At 36.7% G+C, this 17,554-nt stretch carries 15 protein-coding genes; 2 read left to right on the top strand and 13 right to left on the bottom strand.

Annotated elements, in window-relative coordinates; translation table 11 throughout:
• Nucleotides 1-227: 227 nt before the first annotated feature.
• The 3 genes from MP477_RS15155 to MP477_RS15145 are packed head-to-tail and all read right to left on the bottom strand — an operon-like array spanning nt 228 to nt 1,945.
• Entirely contained in the window at nt 228-1,043 is an 816-nt protein-coding gene (locus MP477_RS15155; RefSeq protein WP_257191055.1) for a tetratricopeptide repeat protein, read from the bottom strand.
• Nucleotides 1,040-1,606: a phosphatase PAP2 family protein gene (locus tag MP477_RS15150; RefSeq protein ID WP_230034733.1), complete on the bottom strand. Its 567-nt coding sequence runs from the start codon at nt 1,604-1,606 to the stop codon at nt 1,040-1,042. The genes MP477_RS15155 and MP477_RS15150 overlap by 4 nt, the downstream gene beginning before the upstream one ends.
• A gap of 3 nt (nt 1,607-1,609) precedes the next feature.
• Nucleotides 1,610-1,945 carry a twin-arginine translocase TatA/TatE family subunit gene (locus tag MP477_RS15145; protein ID WP_047485241.1) on the bottom strand — a complete coding sequence of 112 codons (336 nt, stop codon included), beginning with the start codon at nt 1,943-1,945 and terminating at the stop codon, nt 1,610-1,612.
• Nucleotides 1,946-2,266: 321 nt separating this feature from the next.
• Between MP477_RS15145 and MP477_RS15140 the strand changes: the two genes are divergently transcribed.
• A complete protein-coding gene (locus tag MP477_RS15140; protein WP_257191054.1) occupies nt 2,267-3,211 on the top strand; it encodes a hypothetical protein in 945 nt (314 codons plus the stop codon).
• Nucleotides 3,212-3,276: 65 nt separating this feature from the next.
• Here the strand turns inward: MP477_RS15140 and MP477_RS15135 are convergent, their stop codons facing one another.
• The 8 genes from MP477_RS15135 to secD form a co-directional block, all read right to left on the bottom strand.
• Nucleotides 3,277-4,080 (bottom strand): arylamine N-acetyltransferase, encoded by an 804-nt coding sequence (locus tag MP477_RS15135; protein WP_257191053.1) that lies wholly within the window; start codon nt 4,078-4,080, stop codon nt 3,277-3,279.
• Nucleotides 4,081-4,089: 9 nt separating this feature from the next.
• The gene (locus tag MP477_RS15130) at nt 4,090-4,554 is read right to left on the bottom strand and encodes a DoxX family protein (RefSeq protein WP_257191052.1); all 465 of its coding nucleotides are present in this window, start codon (nt 4,552-4,554) and stop codon (nt 4,090-4,092) included.
• 41 nt (nt 4,555-4,595) lie between these two features.
• Entirely contained in the window at nt 4,596-5,252 is a 657-nt protein-coding gene (locus MP477_RS15125) for a hypothetical protein (RefSeq protein ID WP_257191051.1), read from the bottom strand.
• Between the two features lie 72 nt (nt 5,253-5,324).
• On the bottom strand, nt 5,325-6,227 hold the full coding sequence (locus MP477_RS15120) for an AraC family transcriptional regulator (protein WP_257191050.1): 903 nt from the start codon (nt 6,225-6,227) through the stop codon (nt 5,325-5,327).
• Between the two features lie 53 nt (nt 6,228-6,280).
• Nucleotides 6,281-7,501, bottom strand: coding sequence for a TCR/Tet family MFS transporter (locus tag MP477_RS15115; protein WP_230034721.1), 1,221 nt, complete (start codon nt 7,499-7,501; stop codon nt 6,281-6,283).
• Nucleotides 7,502-7,712: 211 nt separating this feature from the next.
• Complete coding sequence (locus tag MP477_RS15110) at nt 7,713-8,978, bottom strand: hypothetical protein (RefSeq protein WP_257191049.1); 1,266 nt, start codon at nt 8,976-8,978, stop codon at nt 7,713-7,715.
• An 86-nt stretch (nt 8,979-9,064) separates the two neighbouring features.
• Entirely contained in the window at nt 9,065-9,637 is a 573-nt protein-coding gene (locus MP477_RS15105) for a hypothetical protein (protein ID WP_257191048.1), read from the bottom strand.
• A gap of 625 nt (nt 9,638-10,262) precedes the next feature.
• The gene (gene secD / locus MP477_RS15100; protein ID WP_257191047.1) at nt 10,263-13,157 is read right to left on the bottom strand and encodes a protein translocase subunit SecD; all 2,895 of its coding nucleotides are present in this window, start codon (nt 13,155-13,157) and stop codon (nt 10,263-10,265) included.
• Nucleotides 13,158-13,373: 216 nt separating this feature from the next.
• Here secD and MP477_RS15095 point away from each other — a divergent pair, with 216 nt between their 5' ends.
• Complete coding sequence (locus MP477_RS15095; protein WP_257191046.1) at nt 13,374-14,738, top strand: PQQ-dependent sugar dehydrogenase; 1,365 nt, start codon at nt 13,374-13,376, stop codon at nt 14,736-14,738.
• Nucleotides 14,739-14,892: 154 nt separating this feature from the next.
• On the opposite strand, the gene hemN is transcribed toward MP477_RS15095, so the two are convergent.
• Nucleotides 14,893-16,251: an oxygen-independent coproporphyrinogen III oxidase gene (hemN, locus tag MP477_RS15090; RefSeq protein ID WP_257191045.1), complete on the bottom strand. Its 1,359-nt coding sequence runs from the start codon at nt 16,249-16,251 to the stop codon at nt 14,893-14,895.
• Between the two features lie 255 nt (nt 16,252-16,506).
• Complete coding sequence (locus MP477_RS15085; RefSeq protein WP_257191044.1) at nt 16,507-17,517, bottom strand: glycosyl hydrolase; 1,011 nt, start codon at nt 17,515-17,517, stop codon at nt 16,507-16,509.
• Nucleotides 17,518-17,554: the final 37 nt, after the last annotated feature.

Here is a 17,554-nt window from a genome sequence, read left to right as displayed (position 1 = left end):
TGAAAATAAGCTTACTAAAGCTCACGTAAGTTTTAAAAAAAATCAAAGATGTTTTGCTTAAGTGTACTCTTTATTTTCAATCAGCTTAAACTTAAAATAAACTAAAGTGTTTATAGCATTTCACTCAGCATTTGTGACTCAATTTTAATTTATTAAACAGGCTAGATGAATTATTAATCAAACCGATCATAATGCATGATGGAAAACGAAAATTTATATTGAAATTATTATGATTTCCTGATGCATTTAGCGTAATAATCTGCCAATACAGCTTTTTCATACCCAAAGGTCACTGCTTTATCAAGATTCTCACAAGCTTCTTTAGGTTTGGCAGTATCAAATAAGACCAATGCTTTGGTTACATAAGATTGGGCAAATTTGGGATCAATGGAAATTGCTTTATTGGCATCTGTAAGGGATTCTTTGTATTTTTTCATTTTAAGATACACATCTGCGCGTCCATTGTACAAAAGTGATTCCGGCTTTTCAGCAATAAGCTGGTTATAATCTTTTAAAGCCCCGTCAAGATCGCCACTGCTCTTCTTCAGATTTGCCAATCCCGTTTTCGCAAAAATATTATCCGGTGCAAAGGTCAGAATTTGATTAAGATCTTTAATAGCCAGATCCTTTTTTCCCTGGCTGTCGTAGATTTTGGAACGTGTCAGGTACAGATCCGTATTTTCAGGGTCTACCTGAAGACCTTTATCCACATATTCCAGTGCTTTTGCTTTATTTCCTTTCTGGCTGTGTAATGACGCCAGGTTGGCATATACAGGAGCAGACATAGGATTGGCAATCAGTGCAGATTCATAGGATTTAAAAGCCATTGTAGCCTTTCCCAGCCTTCTTTGTGCTGTTCCCAGGTTATTGTAATACTCGGATTGAAATTTCTGAATCTGTTCTTTTTCTGCTAATTTTGAATACTGTTCCTCAGCACATTTATAATCCGCTTTTTTAAAGCATTCCTCAGCTATTTTTTTATCCTGGGCATAGAAATTGAGGGAGAAACAAATAGAAGCTAAAAGTAATAAAGGTTTTTTCATGGTGTTATATTTTGTTTGTTGATCACTTTTTTGGCGAGTGCACCAAATATCACTCCCAATAAAGAACCAGCAAACGCCCCCACCAAAATATCTATCGGAAAATGCACTCCTAAATAAATTCGGCTGTAGGAAACCACTATAGCCCATACAAATATAGCATATGGGAACCATTTAATTTTCTTTTTTAATAAAATTCCCAGATAAGCCGCTAGAAAGAAGGTATTGGAAGCATGTGCAGAATAAAATCCATACTGCCCTCCACATTTCACAATTCTCATAGAATGTTCCAGCGTAGGATCATGACAAGGTCTCAGCCTGGCAACCCCAAATTTGAAAACATTAGCCAGCTGGTCAGAAACCGTTGCTCCCAATGCCAAAAATATCAGGATAAAAACTAAAGATCTCAGCTTATAGTTTTTGTATAAAAAATAAAGGAATATAATATAAAGAGGTACCCAGATCCAGGTACTGGAAATCAACATCCAGAGCTGATCGAAAGAAGGGTCTCCCAAATTATTAAGGTACAGAAATACCGTTTTATCTTCCTGAATAATTTCCTCCATACCTTATCTGCTTACAGGTCCTTCATAAGTTTCATCTTCAGAAGGCTTTAGTTTTGGAGGCTCATTAGATGCAAGAGGTTCTGTTAAAATATCTTTCTTGATATCATTAACCGGGTTGAAATCTTTGGCAGCATCTTTTACCTTTTCAATTTCACGTTTGATCTCGGAAACAGGATTATCCGTTTCTTTCATAATCTCAGTTTTGATATCTTCCACTGCTCCACGCATTTTTCTTACACCTGATCCTAAATCACGTGCAATCTGAGGAAGTTTATCCGGTCCGAATAATACAACGATTGCAATGGCAATGAGTGCCATTTCTCCAATGCTTAATTCCATGCTGTAAAATTACGAAAGATTATAACATCTCTTTAATGTAATTTAAAATTTTAAACAAATTTTAAGATTTCATATCCTAACGTTCATTATTTAAAGTTTGAAATTTATAGATATCAGCTACACTCACCCTCTCATCTCTCTTATCTCCACTCTCTACGTCTCCTGGTCTCTTAATCTCTTGTCTCCTCCCGTCGCATTCAATTTCCGATTCCTGAATTATTTCGCCCTGAGAACAACATATTAACAAATAATTAATTCAAAATAACGAGATTTAATGTCTGTTTTAGTATATTTACCCTACACAATCTAAATACTTTTTATATGAAAAAATTACTAACTCCCTTTAAATTTTTTGCTGTTTTGTCAGTCTTGGCTCTGAGCAGCTGCCAGAATGAAAGCAATGAAGTTTCACAACAGGAAACAGCTCAGGCTAAAATCTCTGTAACTGATCTTAAGAAAGAAATTATTCCCGGTGTACAGGCTGTTCCCCAAACGGTGCAGATACAGCTTGATGAATCCAAAAAAAATCTTGCAAAACATTTAAACAATGACCTTCAGATCACAGGAATTAGTGTTCTGGGGAAAATTTCCACCCAAAAAGGTCTTGAAATCTCTCAAAATCTGATTTCTGATAAGGATCAGTTTATTGGGTTGGGAAATATTGCGGATCCTTCTTCTGTAAAAATTGGTAAAATTGGAGACTTATATTCAGGAGATCCCCTGATCACTGCTCAGAAAGGATTAAAAGAAATGGCTACCGATGAGATAAAAGCAGGTATTAATGTCATGGAAGTGTCATGGGATGGTAAAAATGGAAAATTTACTACACTCTGTTTTTATAATGACTCGGGTATTGTCTGGGATAATGTCTTTGGTGGATTGGTCCTGATGGATACAAGAGGAAATTCTGAGGTATCAAACAGCTCAACGGCAAGAGTGGTTTCCAAATGGTATAAACAATGGTGGACAGCCAACTGGCTTTGGGGCTCTAAAAGAGGAGAAATCGGATATCAGATTACTATCTATTATTCAGGTTCCACTGTTTCAAATGTTGATGTAAGCGACTGGGGGAATATCAGTTTAGGAAAAGCAAAAAGCGAAAGTAAAGTTATTAAAAGAACCGGGGCATATGGGCAATGTCGGTATGCTTTAGGTCTTTGTACTCCTACCGGGTCTTTAAGTTTTAATACAAGCAATTTCTCAGTATCCTTTTCAGGATTGGGAAGCAATATTGTAAGCAATGGTACAAAATCACTCTACCCTTAATTTTCATAAGAATTCAATTTTTAAAAGGTAAAAGGAAGTCCATGGACTTCCTTTTGCTCTGTAAATTATTCACTAGTTATTTTTTGTTTTAAAAGCTTCACTGCATTTTCTTGTAATCCGAAAATGTCTTTCAATATCTGAAATAACTGTTCATCACTTTCTATGGCTACTGATTCTTTTTCTTCTGTTTCTCTCCGTATATTCAATGTGTGATCGCTAAAAGTATATCTTGCCTCTTCATCCACTTTTGAGAGTACAAGGTTTTTCTTAAACATAGATTCGGGATAAGTAGAGAGATACCAGTTGGCAATCTCCCAATCTAAAGGTTCTACATTTTCCAGAGCAAAACGATAGATCGGAAGCCATTTTTCTTTCCATATCCAAAGCATATAAGATCCATCTTTCTGAGAAACCTTAAACAAACCATTCGAGGTTTCCTGGGGCTCTTTATTATTTAGAAGCAAGGGAGCTGTAAGTGTTACTATTCCGAAACCACAGTCTACAATATATTTTTGATTGTCAATTTCAGCAGTCAGCAATGCATGTGTTTTGGCAGACTTAGCATTTTCCTCTCTCTTCCATAACACTCTTCCTAGCTGCAGCTCAACCGTAAATCCAAGAAAAGTTAAAACTTCCTTTAAAAGTAAATTTTGCTCATAGCAGTAGCCTCCTCTTGATTCATTTACCAATTTGTTAAAAATATCGTCCGGATTCAGAGACGGAACATTTCCGGTATAGGGATCAATATTCTCAAAAGGAATGTACTGAGGGTGAAGCTGATGGATTCTTTTCAGTGTTTCCATATTCATTTCCGGGATTCCGGAAAAATGGATTCTTTCCAGATATTTTTCTAATTTTAACTGATTCATGACTTTCATTTATGATTCTTTGTTCAGGATATTTTTAGAAGAAATCCAATGGTCTACGGATAATTTTCCTCCTCCTTCAATAAGCAAAGCTACAACTATTCCAATCGCAAGAATATCAAACTGACATCCTTCACCTTTTTGGGTACCAAACCAGTTCATAAAAAATCCGTTATCCCAATGAGAAGTAAACATAATTCCGGTCAGTAATCCTATAAATGATAAAGCCCAGAATCTGGTTCCCCAACCCAGTAACAGTGATACTGAGCCCAAAAATTCCACCAAAATAACCGTAAACGCTACAAAATATGGAAGATGTAAGCTTTCTGTAAAAAAATCCATTGTTTTGCTCCATCCCATTCCTCCAAATAAACCCAACGTTTTTTGCAGCCCGTGAGGTATAAATACAATACCTATTGTCCATCTCAGCAAAGTCCCGGTCCAGGTATTATTCGTTTGAAAAATTAAATGTTTCATAGTAATAAGAATAAAATAATTAGAGTAAAAATGTATATATTTTAGTTAAATAGCCTGATGGCGGCAAATACCCCAAAGTTCTGTTTACTTTCCTTAAAGGGTCCATAGCGATCCCAATTGGCGCCAAGTCCAAAAGTGAGGGGTTTATAACTTACACCAAGCCGAAGCATCAGATAGCTGCGGGCATGTGCTCCATCTTTTATAGTTTCCGAATAAAGGGCCTGAACCCGCGAATATCCTTTCCAGTTTTTGTTGATTGCGGGCTTATATTCCAATAACATCATCCCTTCTGCAATACTCTTTTCGGAAAACCCAATGAATCGGGGATTGACAATCAGTAAAAATTCGGGAGTGCTTAATGAGTATAATAATCCTGCGGTGGGTCTAAGCCCGGTAGTAGGCGTGTAATGCATTCCACCCAGCACCCGGATATTTCTTATCACCTCATAAGTTATATTCACCTGAATCATCGCATCATTGGAACGGTCTTCATTCCATTTTGAAGAAATATTGGCAGCACTAAAAAACCCCAATCCTCTAATATCCTGAAAACCTTTATTAATGGTCATCTGGGTAGCAATTCCCTTATTACCAGCTAAAGCTTCAAAGACAACGGGAGGATTGGGAACTTGTTTATTATTTTGAGAAAAAAATAATAAGGGTGCCAATCCAATACTGAAAAGTAATATTTGTTTCATTTTCTAAACCATCATAATTGTACTTACAAAATTCTTAAATACAATAAGATAAGGTTAGAACAGATGCATCCATTAGTAGGATAAATCAATCCCTTTCCGATAATCTGAAGGACTGATACCGGTATGCTTTTTAAATAGACGGGAAAAATAAGAAATATCTTCTATTCCTAAGGCCATAGCGACTTCAGAAACAGTATATTGCGGTAAGGAGAGTAAAGCCTTTGCTTCCATCAAAAGAGCTTCAGTGATAATCTCAGAGGCCGTTTTTCCGGTTGATTTTTTTATTGTTTTATTCAAATGATTAGGAGAAACATTAAGCAGATCGGCATATTCTTTTACAGCATGTAAATTCTGAATCTGACTGGTTATCAACCTCCTAAATTTTAGCGCAATGGTTTCATTAATCGAGAGATTCTGCTTCGGAAGCTTTTCTATAAAATGCCGGATCTCTCCCAATAGGGTAAAAAGATATAGCCTCAGCAGTTCCATATTATCAGTGGCTGCATAAAGGCTTTCCATCTGCTGCAGAATCAGGTAAATCCTTTCCTGATGTTGTTCATCCAGATATAGTGTAGGATTGTTTTTAACCTCTGTATAACTCAGAATATCCTGCAGATATTTCAACCCGGGACCTTCTGCAATAAAATCATCGGAAAAATGACAGTAGAACCCTTCAATATCCGGTGTATTTTTAAGAAATGTACGGATCTTATACGGAGGAAGAAGGATCATCATATTTTCCTGTACAGAAAACGTATCTGAACAAACCATTTTTTCAAGAAATCCTTTTTTTATAAACACAAAATCGTTTACCGTTTTACGATGTGGCTGGGAAGGAGTTTTTGCTTCGCTGAGAACCTGAAGTGGCTCTATAAAGAATTCGTTCAGCCCTTTTTTCAACATAGCCTTCCCTGCCCAGTCCAGATTAAGGATCGGTTTAAATTCATCCGGCTTATATTGAGGAATACGCTTCATATCTTAAAAGTAATGATTTATTCCTTCCGGCCTTCTCTTAAAAATGCAAAGTTTTAGATTTTCTTTTTTTTATGAAAAACAGAATAAGTAACAATTACACTGATAGCCATCAAGATAAATGCTAAGAAAAATGGTGCTCCGGAAAATTTGAACGGAGCTTCATCATGGGTGAAAAAATAGAACAGGTTGGTCATCATCGGAGGTCCTATAATTGAAGTGGCACTCATCAGACTCGTTAATGCTCCCTGAAGCTCGCCCTGTTCGTTAGCTGGAACACTCTTTGTGATAACTGATTGCAGAGCGGGTCCACAGATTCCTCCCAAACAATATGGAATCAAAAATACAAACATCATCCACCCTTCAGATGCGAAAGCAAATAAAAGCATTCCCACAGCATAAAAAGCCAATCCATAGTAAATACTTTTCTCCTCTCCCAGCCTTGGAGTAGTCCATCTGATTAAACCTCCCTGTACCAACCCTACCAATAGACCTACTACTCCCAGGGAAATCCCTACCATTCTTTCTGTCCAGTCAAATTTATACATGGTGAAAAAACTCCAGTTGCTCTGTACAGCATGGCCTGCAATATAAATTAGAATCAGTGCAAATACCAATCCTGAAATTTCAGCATGCTTTCCCAGGAACTTGAATGAACCTACAGGATTTGCACGCTTCCAGTCAAATTCCCTTCTTTTATCTTTGCTCAAACTTTCAGGAAGAATAAAATAGCCATAAAGGAAATTAAGCAGACATAAACCCGCCGCCGCATAAAAAGGAACTCTGGCTCCGTAGTGTCCTAATACACCTCCCAGAACAGGACCAATAATAAATCCGAGCCCGAATGCAGCTCCTATCATTCCAAAGTTTTTAGCTCTGTTTTCATCTGTTGAAATATCTGCAATATAGGCACTGGCAGTTGTAATACTGGCTCCTGTAACCCCTGCAATGATTCTTCCTAAAAACAGCCACCAGATACTTGGGGCTAATGCCAGAAAGATATAATCCACCGCAAACCCAAAAAGAGAAATCAAAATAATAGGCCTGCGTCCATATTTATCACTCAGATTTCCTACAATCGGAGAAAATATAAATTGTGTAAATGCATAGGCAAATCCCAGCCATCCTCCATATTTTGCAGCCTCACTGATATCGGCATGAATAAGCTCCTCTATTAGCTTTGGAACAACGGGAATAATGATTCCCCAGCCTGTAATATCAATAAGTAACGTAATAAATATAAAGCTTATCGCTGTATTTTTTTTTGATTTTTCCATGATTCTGCAAAATTAATCAAATCTTAAAAATAATGATTCTAAATTTCATTATATTAAATAAATATACTCCTGAACAATAGATGAGTACCTAAAAAAGCTTTTATCTTAATGATTAGCAGAAAAAGAATAAATATTTTCAGCAACAGATGATAAAAAAACCTATTTCAACATCCGTATGAAATAGGTTATTATAAAAGTTGTGAATACTGTATTAGTTGCTGTTAAGCTTTGTATAAATCATCCTGTTGGTTATAATACATTTAATCAAACAGCTCTGCTTAACTGTAATCTTAACTACATTGGTAAACTGATAGGCCGTTACATTTCCATTGAGAACAGACCTCACACCGCGACGGTAATAAGTGGTCTGCGTAACTGGTGGAGCATCATACGTTGCAGAAGTTGCATTAGCCACATTTACAAATGTTATATTATCTGTGGAACTCTGCCATTGGTATTCGGCAGTTCCGGTCACCTGGGCAGCTGAAACCTGCGTAAATGCTGCCGGATCATTGTTGATATCCCTACATAATGTCTGATCTGCAGCAATAGTTCCGGGATTATTTACCGAATTTACAAAAAGTCTTCCTATACTAGAAATGGCCTGGAAGGAACAGGTATAAAAACTTGATTTTGCAACCACCCTGTACTGATTATTGTTAAAACCTATCGGAACATTGTTGATAGTAAGCGTTGAAGACGTCACATTACTATAGTTAGGACCATTCGCAAGATCTGTCCATGTGCTTCCATTCAGGACCTGCCATTGGTAAGTAACATTTTCAGGGGTCTCATCTGTAGGAGTATTGTTAATAACCGCAGTCATAGTGGTAGATCCACCCACTGCCACAGTTTTATCAGAAGGCTGAGACAAATAGGTCATAGGATCTATGTAATATTCTGAAAGTATATTATAAACTCTCATTTGGCTAAATGAAAACCCAATACCTATCACCTCTGCAAACGTTAACCGTACTTCATCCCATGCTACAGGAGGAATTACTTTGATGATCCGCCGCTCCTGGTTGTCTCCGAAATCAAAGAAAAAATGTCCGTTAACACCTGTACGATAGATCTCCTGACCATTGCTGTAAAAAACAAACTCACCACCGTTAAAACTGGGATTAAAGTTGAATCCATCTGAAGCAAAATCTATATAAATAGGTTTATTGGCCGGAAAATCGGCTCCTGTTGTTCCTACGCCCACATGCATACTACAAAAAAGACCTGCTCCTGTACCCGGTTTTAAAGACGCAAAAGAGTTTACATCAATATCTGTCATATTAGCAGGATTAGCTGCTTCTTTTCCCAGCCGGAAGCATAGCAGTCCACCATTGTTGGCACTGGAAGTATTAGTATCCAGCAGCCTGCCACAACCGCCATTCGGAAGGGAAACCATCTCCTGAGATGCCATTTTGCCAGACACAAAAAGGCATATTGCTATAAAAATATAGCGTAATATCGAACTTGTTTTCATCATTAATAATTTTAAGCAATTAATTATACACGGAAGAATACTCACCCTTGTGTAAGGATGATAGCGTGACGTTATGTCACTTAAAATTACTTGATTACAAATACAATATTAACGAAAGAACATGCTGTAGCCGTTCCAATGACATCATAGCGTAATATTCCATTGGCATCAATACTCACATTCCTTAAAACAGTAGCATCAAAATCTGTTACATAATAATACAGATCCGAAGCATTCAAGAAAAAAGGAATAGCAGCGGGGGCTCCCGCACTTACAACTTTCGGGGTTGAAAACTGTGTTTTATACAATTGGTATAAATCCAGCGTTCTGCCTGTTCCGGTAGTTGAGGTATCAATACTGATGGATGGCATATAGAAGAACTTCACTATATTTCCACTGATCGGAACCCAGTTCGGGCTGGCAGGTGTTCCAATATTCTGAGCTAAAGCCTGCCTTTTAAGATCATAGACCAATAAACCATTCGCGGGAGTGGGTATTGTGGTAAGATCAGAAATTCGGGGGATTAATACTCCTTTATTAGAACCAGTGACATCTAACATTGCGCTTTTATCAGGATTAGCAATACCAATACCTACCTGCGCAAAGGTAATGCTGCTGGCAATTAATGCCGCAGCAATGAATAATTTTTTAAATTTCATATTTGCTTTGTTTTTTGCAAATATATAATAATTTAATGCACATTTACATATTACTTTACTTTTTTTTCATTAAAATACAAAAACACGTGAAAAACCTATAAAAAATATATTTTTACCACTCATAATATGAAAATTTTTAACACTGCAATCCCAGTTATTAAAAAAAATACTTTAAATATGAAACTAGCCATCCAAAAAGTTTAATAATAAACAAAAAGCTGGGTACCCATTTTATAAAAAGACTTTCTGAGTTATTTAATTAAATGGATCAGGTTATAAATTCGGGCTAAGCAAATTGAATTAAATATAAAGCCTCTTGTTTGGATGACATTCAGAAATCTGATGCATTAAAATAAAATATGTGATTTTATTTGACTTGAGAAATGGATGAAAATAACTTTTTACTTTAACGCAAAAGGAATAATCATTCGGATGTTCTATTTTAAGAAAACAAAGAATGGCCACTTTGCCGCTGAACAAGCGATATAAAGAGTGAGCTTCATCAAAATCTGTATTGGTGTAAGTTATATTATCCCCAACTTTAAAATTCGTTTGCCGGGCCATTGCCAAAAAACAAAAAAGCCTTTCTTCCGAAAGGCTTTTTACTTATTTATTGTAGTTTGTATTACTTTGAAGCAAGCACTTCTTTTTCAGAAGTACTTTTTCCGTGTACCTCTTCTTCTTTTCCTTTTTTCAGGAAATCATAAGCAATTGCAGATGCAATAAAGATGGATGAATAAGTACCGAATCCAATACCGATTAACATCGCAAACATAAATCCTCTCAAGTTATCACCACCGAAAATGAAAATCGCAAGGATCACCAAAATCGTAGTAAATGAAGTGTTAAATGTTCTACCTAAAGTACTTGAAATAGAATCATCGAATAATCCTGCCAATGTTAACGCTTTCTTCTCTCTCAGATATTCTCTGATTCTGTCGAAGATAATTACCGTGTCATTAATAGAGTATCCTAATACTGTAAGGATTGCAGCAATGAAATCCTGGTTGATTTCCATATTGAACGGCATGTATTTGTGAAGTAATGAATACATTCCTAAAATAATAACCGCATCATGGAATAACGCTGCTACAGCACCTAAAGAGAACTGCCATTTTCTAAATCTGAACAAGATATAGATGAAGATACCTGCAAGAGCAGCAACAACGGCAAGAATACCATGTGTCTGAATATCATCAGCTACTGTAGGGCCTACTTTTTCAGATGAAATAATCCCTGCATGGTCTTTATCCGCAGATTTAAAATCCTGAAGTGTAAGAGTAGCCGGAAGATCTCCTTTTAACCCTTCAAATAATTTCTGCTCAATAGTCTGGTCAGCTTTTAAAGACTCATCTTCAATAAGGTAATCTGTAGAAATTTTCAGCTGATTTGCATTTCCAAAAGTTTTAGCCTCTACAGAAGAGTTTTTACCATCTTCAGTTTTGAAAATCTTTACTAATTTTTCTTCAACATCATTAGCATTAACATCTTTATCAAATCTTACGATATAGTTTCTACCTCCTGTAAAGTCAATACCATATTTGAATCCGTTGGTAAACATAGAACCAAGACAGATCACTGTTAAAACTGCAGAGATAATGTAAGCATATTTTCTCTTTCCGATAAAATCAATCCATGTATTTCTGAATAGGTTTTTCGTTGGAGGCGTCCATACTGAAAGGTGTTTTCCTTTATTTAATCTACTGAAGATCATTACTCTTGAAAGTAATACCGAAGTAAATAATGTCATGATAATACCGATCATCAATGTCAAAGCAAATCCTTTGATAGGTCCTGTACCGAAGAAGAATAACACAACAGCGGTCAGTAACGTAGTTGAGTGACCATCAATAATCGCACTTAATGCGTGTTTGAAACCGTCTCTATAAGCTTCTAAGATATTCTTACCGGCAAATAATTCTTCTTTTGTTCTTTCATAAATAATTACGTTTGTATCCACTGCCATGGCCATCGTCAATACGATACCGGCAATACCAGGAAGGGTAAGCGTAAAGTCTCCGGAATCCATAATTCCGAAAATATAGAAAAGGTTAATAACCATTGCAATTACAGCGTATACTCCCGCACCACCATAATAGAAAATGATATAAACAATGATAATTAAAAATGCAATAGCAAATGAAATCATACCCGCGTTGATAGATTCCTGTCCTAAAGACGGACCTACCTGCGTAGCCTGAACTACTTTAGCACCAGCAGGCAATTTACCAGCTCCTAAAACGTCAACTAGTTCTTTAGCTTCTTCCTGAGAGAAGTTACCAGAGATTTGAGTTCTACCGTTAGGAATAGCATTTACCACATTAGGAGCAGTATATACTCTGCCGTCAAGAGTTACCGCAACCGGCTTTCCAACGTTTTTCTCTGTCAGAGTTTTCCACTCTTTAGCTCCTTTAGAATCCATCTGCATGTCTACCACTACTCTTCCAAGTTCGTCATAGCTGATGCTTGCCGTTTCTACAGCACCGTCTACCGGAGCTTTTTGATTGATGTTACTTCTGATTGCATACAATACCAAATCGTCCGGACTTGTAGCTTCAGGTTTGTAACCCCACATGAACTGTGTATATTTAATGTTTGCAGGACGTAAAGCCTGACCTACTTTGCTGTTTAAAATTTTATTAACAACCGCAGTATCAGATAACTTCACATTAGCAACACCATTACTTCTTAATTTGTCAAGCTGAATAAGCTTCATGAAATTGACATTTTTTGCCACTCCCATAGAATCTCCTTTTGCAGCAGTCATAGTTGTCAAAGTCTGGAAATAAGGCGCAATTTCAGGAACCTGCTGTACTTCCCAGAACTGAAGTTTTGCAGAAGTCTGAAGCATTTTCTTAACCTTGTCAATATCCTTCATACCAGGCATTTCTACAGAAATTCTAGCAGTACCAGGTACTCTCTGAACATTTGGCTGGATAGCTCCAAGCTTATCTATTCTTGTTCTGATTACTTCGAAAGCTGTACCTACAGAAAGATCAATTCTTCTTTTTACAATACTTCTTACCTGCTCATCAGTAGTGTTATACTTGATTTCAGATAAATTTGTATTTCCGAAAAGATCCGGATCTGCAAGCTTCAGGTTTGTACCTTTCGCTTTGTTGATGGCATCGAACTGCTCAAAAAAGTTGTCGATGTAAGATTTTATTGAGCTTTTCTGAACTTCATCAGTCTTGTTTAAAGCCTCAATAAGGATAGGATTGGTAGAATAATTAGTTAAATCATTTACCAGATCTCTTTGGTTAATTTCCAAAAGAACGTTGATCCCTCCTTTTAAGTCAAGACCAAGCTTCATCTCCTTGTCTTTAGCTTTTGAATAATAAAGCTTTGTATACCCAAGATTAAGAGTATCTTCCTTGATGCGTTTGATCTCTTTCTCGTTTCCTTTCGCAGCTTCTATCTGCGATTCAATTTTGCTGGCGTACCAGGTTGGTAATAGCTCATTTAAGCAAATCAACCCCAGGACAATAGCAACAATTGTAATAAGTCCTTTTCCTTGCATTTTGTTATAACTACGTTAAATTAAGTCGGCAAATATAATGATTTTCTGGTATTTTATGAATTTTTAACAACAGAAATGGTTTATTTTCAGATATATTGGTATTTCGACTTCTATTTAAGATTTAACAATTATTTCATGGTATCTTAGTGAAGTTTTCAAATTTTGATTGGTATAAAATTTTCATTCATTCATCAACACGCTAACTATCACAATATTATGAAAAAGTTACTTTTTACTATGAGTATCCTTTCTTCCTTATTCGTTAATTCTCAAAGTATTAATTTGGAAGAATTTGTGACCGGACTTACCAGCCCGGTAGAGATTACAAACGCTAATGACAGCCGTCTTTTCGTAGTACAGCAGAATGGTATTATTAAAATTATCCAGCCAACGGGAATTATTAATACCACTCCTTTTCTGAATATCGCTTCAAAAATTATTTTTGGCGGAGAAAGAGGTCTGTTGGGACTTGCATTTCATCCTCAATACTCTACCAATGGGTATTTTTTTGTTTATTATAATAACCCTGCAGGAAATATTATTGTAGCAAGATACAGTGTAAGTGCAGCGGACCCGGACATTGCCGATCCTAACTCCGAAAAAATCTTATTGAATATTCCCAAACCTTTTGCGAACCATAACGGAGGAAGCATTCATTTTGCACCGGATGGAAAGCTCTGGATCATTACCGGAGACGGAGGAAGTGCCGGAGACCCCAATAATAATGCACAAAATAAAAATTCACTGCTGGGAAAAATGCTGAGAATTGATGTAGACGCTACCGGTCCTTACAATATTCCTGCAGACAATCCTTTTGTAGGTATTGACGGTGCTGATGAGATATGGGCATATGGACTCCGAAATGCATGGAAATTTTCTTTTGACCTAACCAATGGGAATGCTTTAATTGCTGATGTAGGCCAGGGAGCAATCGAGGAGATCAATCGAATGCCCATCACCCAGGCCGGGCTTAATTACGGATGGCGCTGCTATGAAGGAAATACAGCTTATAATACTGCAGGATGCCCAGGTACCGGAACTATGACATTCCCCATCGCTGTATATGATCATTCCGGGGGGAAATGTTCCATCACAGGAGGATATGTTTACAGGGGATCCCAATATCCGTCTCTTCAGGGCAAATATTTCTTTGCTGATTACTGCTCTGCACAAATCGGTGTGCTGGATACCAACAATGCTATCACATGGTCGTCTGCTTACAGTGGAAATAATTTTTCTACCTTCGGGCAGGATTCTCAAAAGGAACTGTATGTAGCAGCTGTCAGCAGTGGAAAAATTTTTAAAATCTCAACGGGAACTTTAGGTGTACAGGAAGAAAATTCTTTAGGTAAAATAAACATCTACCCTAATCCCGCATCCAAAGAGATCTTTATTACTGGTGTTAAAGATAAAAAAGTAAGTGCAGAAATTATGAGTGCAGAAGGACGAAAAATTTGGGAAACTGATAAAGTGATCAATGATAAAAGTATTGATATTTCCACCCTGCCTGCCGGAGTTTATTTCATCAATATAAAATCAGGAAACCTGAAATCGTACAGTCAGAAATTAATTATTAAATAAGGAATATTATATTAACATACTCTATCAGCTATACTTTTAATGCAATATGCCGCAAAAGATTCATACAAACTGAATAAAAATTTCATAAAAAGTATTTCAACTAAAATTTTAAATACATTAAAAAAGCGGTTCAAAACTGAACCGCTTTTTTATTTTATATCGTCATCGAGAAAATTCTCGTTTCGGGTTTATTTCTCATCATCCTAAGGTCAAAAACCATGGCAACATTTCTTGTGAATGCTCTTCCGGCTTCTGTAATTTTAACTTCATGGCCATTAATTTCAACCAATCCGTCTTTTTCCATTTCCTTCAGCATTTCCAGCGCGTTTTCAAGTCCCGGGAAAGAGTTATGAGTATGGAAAGTGGTTTCAAGCTGACACATCAGGTTAAGGATATGTCTTCTTACCTTCAAATCCTCTTCATCCAGGACATGGCCTTTCACCACAGGAATTTCCCCTTCTTCTACAGATCTTTGATAGTCTTCCACCGTTTTTACATTCTGCCCAAAAGCGTACCAAGAATCTGAAATAGCAGACATTCCAAGTCCTATCATTAGCTGAGTATTGCTTGAAGTATAGCCCATAAAGTTCCTGTGAAGCTTTTTATGAATCAAAGACTGGTAGAGATCATCATGTTCAAGGGAAAAATGATCCATCCCTACTTCAATATAGCCTAAGTCCTGAAGCAGTTTTTTACCATCTTCGTATAATCTTCGTTTTTCTTCTCCACTAGGCAGGTCATTTTCATCAAATCCTCTCTGGCCAACTCCTTTCACCCATGGAACGTGTGCATATGAGTAAAAGGCAAGCCTGTCCGGTTTTAGCTCCATAGTCTTTCTGATGGTATTTTCCATCGCTTCCCAGTTCTGATGCGGAAGCCCGAAAACCAAGTCATGGCTGATTCCTCTATAACCAATTTCTTTAGCCCATTCGGTAACATTTCTCACGTTTTCAAAAGGCTGAATTCTATTGATCGCTTTCTGTACCTTAGGATCGTAATCCTGAACACCAAAACTTACTCTTCTAAAGCCCAGATTATACAATGTCTGAAGGTGTTCCTTCGTTGTATTATTCGGGTGTCCTTCAAAAGAAAATTCAGGATGTTCAGCAATATCTACGGTTTCAAAGATCCCTTCCAGAAGTTTTTTCAGATTTTCAGGCGAAAAAAACGTAGGGGTTCCTCCTCCCAGGTGTAATTCTTTCAGTTTGGGTCTTTCGTTGAAAAGATCAAGGTAAAGGTTCCATTCTTTTAAAACACTTTCCAGATATGGAACTTCAACACTATGCTGTTTTGTAATACGTTTATGGCACGCACAGAATGTACATAATGCCTCGCAAAAAGGCAAATGGATATAAATAGAAATCCCCTCCTCTGCATTGGTTTCGTGAAAGGACCTGATTACGCTTTCTTTCCACTTTTCCGGTGAGAATGTACTTTCATCCCAATATGGAACTGTAGGATAAGAGGTGTAGCGTGGTCCGGGAATATTATACTTATCTATTAAAGAATTCATTTCGAAAATTAAAATTTTATAAGGTCATGAAATTTAAGAATCTTATAACTTCATTGTACAAAATTAACTATAAGTTATGAATTTTGACCTATGAAATATATTAGGTTTTATTTTATAATGAGTCTAAATACCGTCTGTAAGCCCTTTCGTTAATAATGATAAATTCTATATATACTATTTATTTTTTAGATGTATCCATTTCTCAAGAAGATCCTTCTTGCGTTTAGTATTTTATTATTTTTATTAAATCCTTTACTATTTCAATTTCATCACCGCAATTCTGTCTTTTCCTGCAAAGACAACAGTGTTACGATCTATCCACTGGCAGACAAAAAAGCCTTTTTCATCAGAAATCTTCTTCCATGTTTTCCCAAAATCTGAGGAATAACTGATGTGCTGATCTCCTGCTGCAATAATATCTTTTCCTTTTGAGCCGGGTTTAATTTTCACACAGGTAGTATATCCTGCATTCTGTCCTGATGCCTGAATCTGCCAGGTTTTACCTCCATCATTTGTAGTAGCAATAGTATTGATATTGGCATCCTGCTTTGTATAATCTCCTCCCACTGCAATTCCGAAACGGTCATCAGTAAAATCTAAAGAATACATTCCCTGCGAAGATTCCCCCTGTATAAATGGGGTATTGAACACTTCAAATTTTTCATTCTTTAAATTCAGTCTTATAATTCTCGAAGCCTTACCTCCTGTTGCAATCCATACAAAATTTTTGGTGGAAGAGATATTGGTGTTACTGGCTGCAAAAGCTGCCTCTCCTTCATTCAACATTATGGTATTTTTAAGCATACTCCACTTCCCTTCTTTGTACACCGCTAACTTCAGGGCATGATCTTTATCTGCATCACTGAAAGTATAAGCCAGTTTATCATTTACAAAATGCAGCGCATCATAGAATGCAGTTTTCGTAGTATCTGTAAAAACAACCTGAGCTTTTAAATCTTTCTTATCAATTCTAAAGAAGTGAGCAGGGCTTTCAATATTAATGGCATAAAAAGAATGTTGATCCTGTGCCAGTGTTCGAAACTGAAGCTTGTCTTCTGATAATCTGATCTGTTTTTGATTCTTCGGATCTTTTACATCCACAAACCCAAATTTGGAGTCTGTACCACTATACCAGACTTTGTTATCATACAGCTCAAGAGCTCTGATACTTATTTTATCATTAAAAATGTTTTCAATGCTTTCCACCTGCTGGGAAAATGCACAAATTCCTGCACAAAGGAATAGAATAGAGAAAATCTTTTTCATAAGCTATACAAACAAAAAAACCGCCGAAGCGGTTTTA

Origin of the sequence: Chryseobacterium sp. WG23 (genome assembly GCF_024586575.1) — a bacterium.
Lineage (GTDB): Bacteria > Bacteroidota > Bacteroidia > Flavobacteriales > Weeksellaceae > Chryseobacterium.
This window is presented reverse-complemented; position numbering and strand designations above follow the sequence as displayed.

What these genes read in the sequence shown, in the direction of transcription:
- MP477_RS15155 (WP_257191055.1), bottom strand. Translation starts at nt 1,043, where the DNA reads ATGAAAAAACCTTTATTACTTTTAGCTTCTATTTGTTTCTCCCTCAAT.
- MP477_RS15150 (WP_230034733.1), bottom strand. Translation starts at nt 1,606, where the DNA reads ATGGAGGAAATTATTCAGGAAGATAAAACGGTATTTCTGTACCTTAAT.
- MP477_RS15145 (WP_047485241.1), bottom strand. Translation starts at nt 1,945, where the DNA reads ATGGAATTAAGCATTGGAGAAATGGCACTCATTGCCATTGCAATCGTT.
- MP477_RS15140 (WP_257191054.1), top strand. Translation starts at nt 2,267, where the DNA reads ATGAAAAAATTACTAACTCCCTTTAAATTTTTTGCTGTTTTGTCAGTC.
- MP477_RS15135 (WP_257191053.1), bottom strand. Translation starts at nt 4,080, where the DNA reads ATGAATCAGTTAAAATTAGAAAAATATCTGGAAAGAATCCATTTTTCC.
- MP477_RS15130 (WP_257191052.1), bottom strand. Translation starts at nt 4,554, where the DNA reads ATGAAACATTTAATTTTTCAAACGAATAATACCTGGACCGGGACTTTG.
- MP477_RS15125 (WP_257191051.1), bottom strand. Translation starts at nt 5,252, where the DNA reads ATGAAACAAATATTACTTTTCAGTATTGGATTGGCACCCTTATTATTT.
- MP477_RS15120 (WP_257191050.1), bottom strand. Translation starts at nt 6,227, where the DNA reads ATGAAGCGTATTCCTCAATATAAGCCGGATGAATTTAAACCGATCCTT.
- MP477_RS15115 (WP_230034721.1), bottom strand. Translation starts at nt 7,501, where the DNA reads ATGGAAAAATCAAAAAAAAATACAGCGATAAGCTTTATATTTATTACG.
- MP477_RS15110 (WP_257191049.1), bottom strand. Translation starts at nt 8,978, where the DNA reads ATGAAAACAAGTTCGATATTACGCTATATTTTTATAGCAATATGCCTT.
- MP477_RS15105 (WP_257191048.1), bottom strand. Translation starts at nt 9,637, where the DNA reads ATGAAATTTAAAAAATTATTCATTGCTGCGGCATTAATTGCCAGCAGC.
- secD (WP_257191047.1), bottom strand. Translation starts at nt 13,157, where the DNA reads ATGCAAGGAAAAGGACTTATTACAATTGTTGCTATTGTCCTGGGGTTG.
- MP477_RS15095 (WP_257191046.1), top strand. Translation starts at nt 13,374, where the DNA reads ATGAAAAAGTTACTTTTTACTATGAGTATCCTTTCTTCCTTATTCGTT.
- hemN (WP_257191045.1), bottom strand. Translation starts at nt 16,251, where the DNA reads ATGAATTCTTTAATAGATAAGTATAATATTCCCGGACCACGCTACACC.
- MP477_RS15085 (WP_257191044.1), bottom strand. Translation starts at nt 17,517, where the DNA reads ATGAAAAAGATTTTCTCTATTCTATTCCTTTGTGCAGGAATTTGTGCA.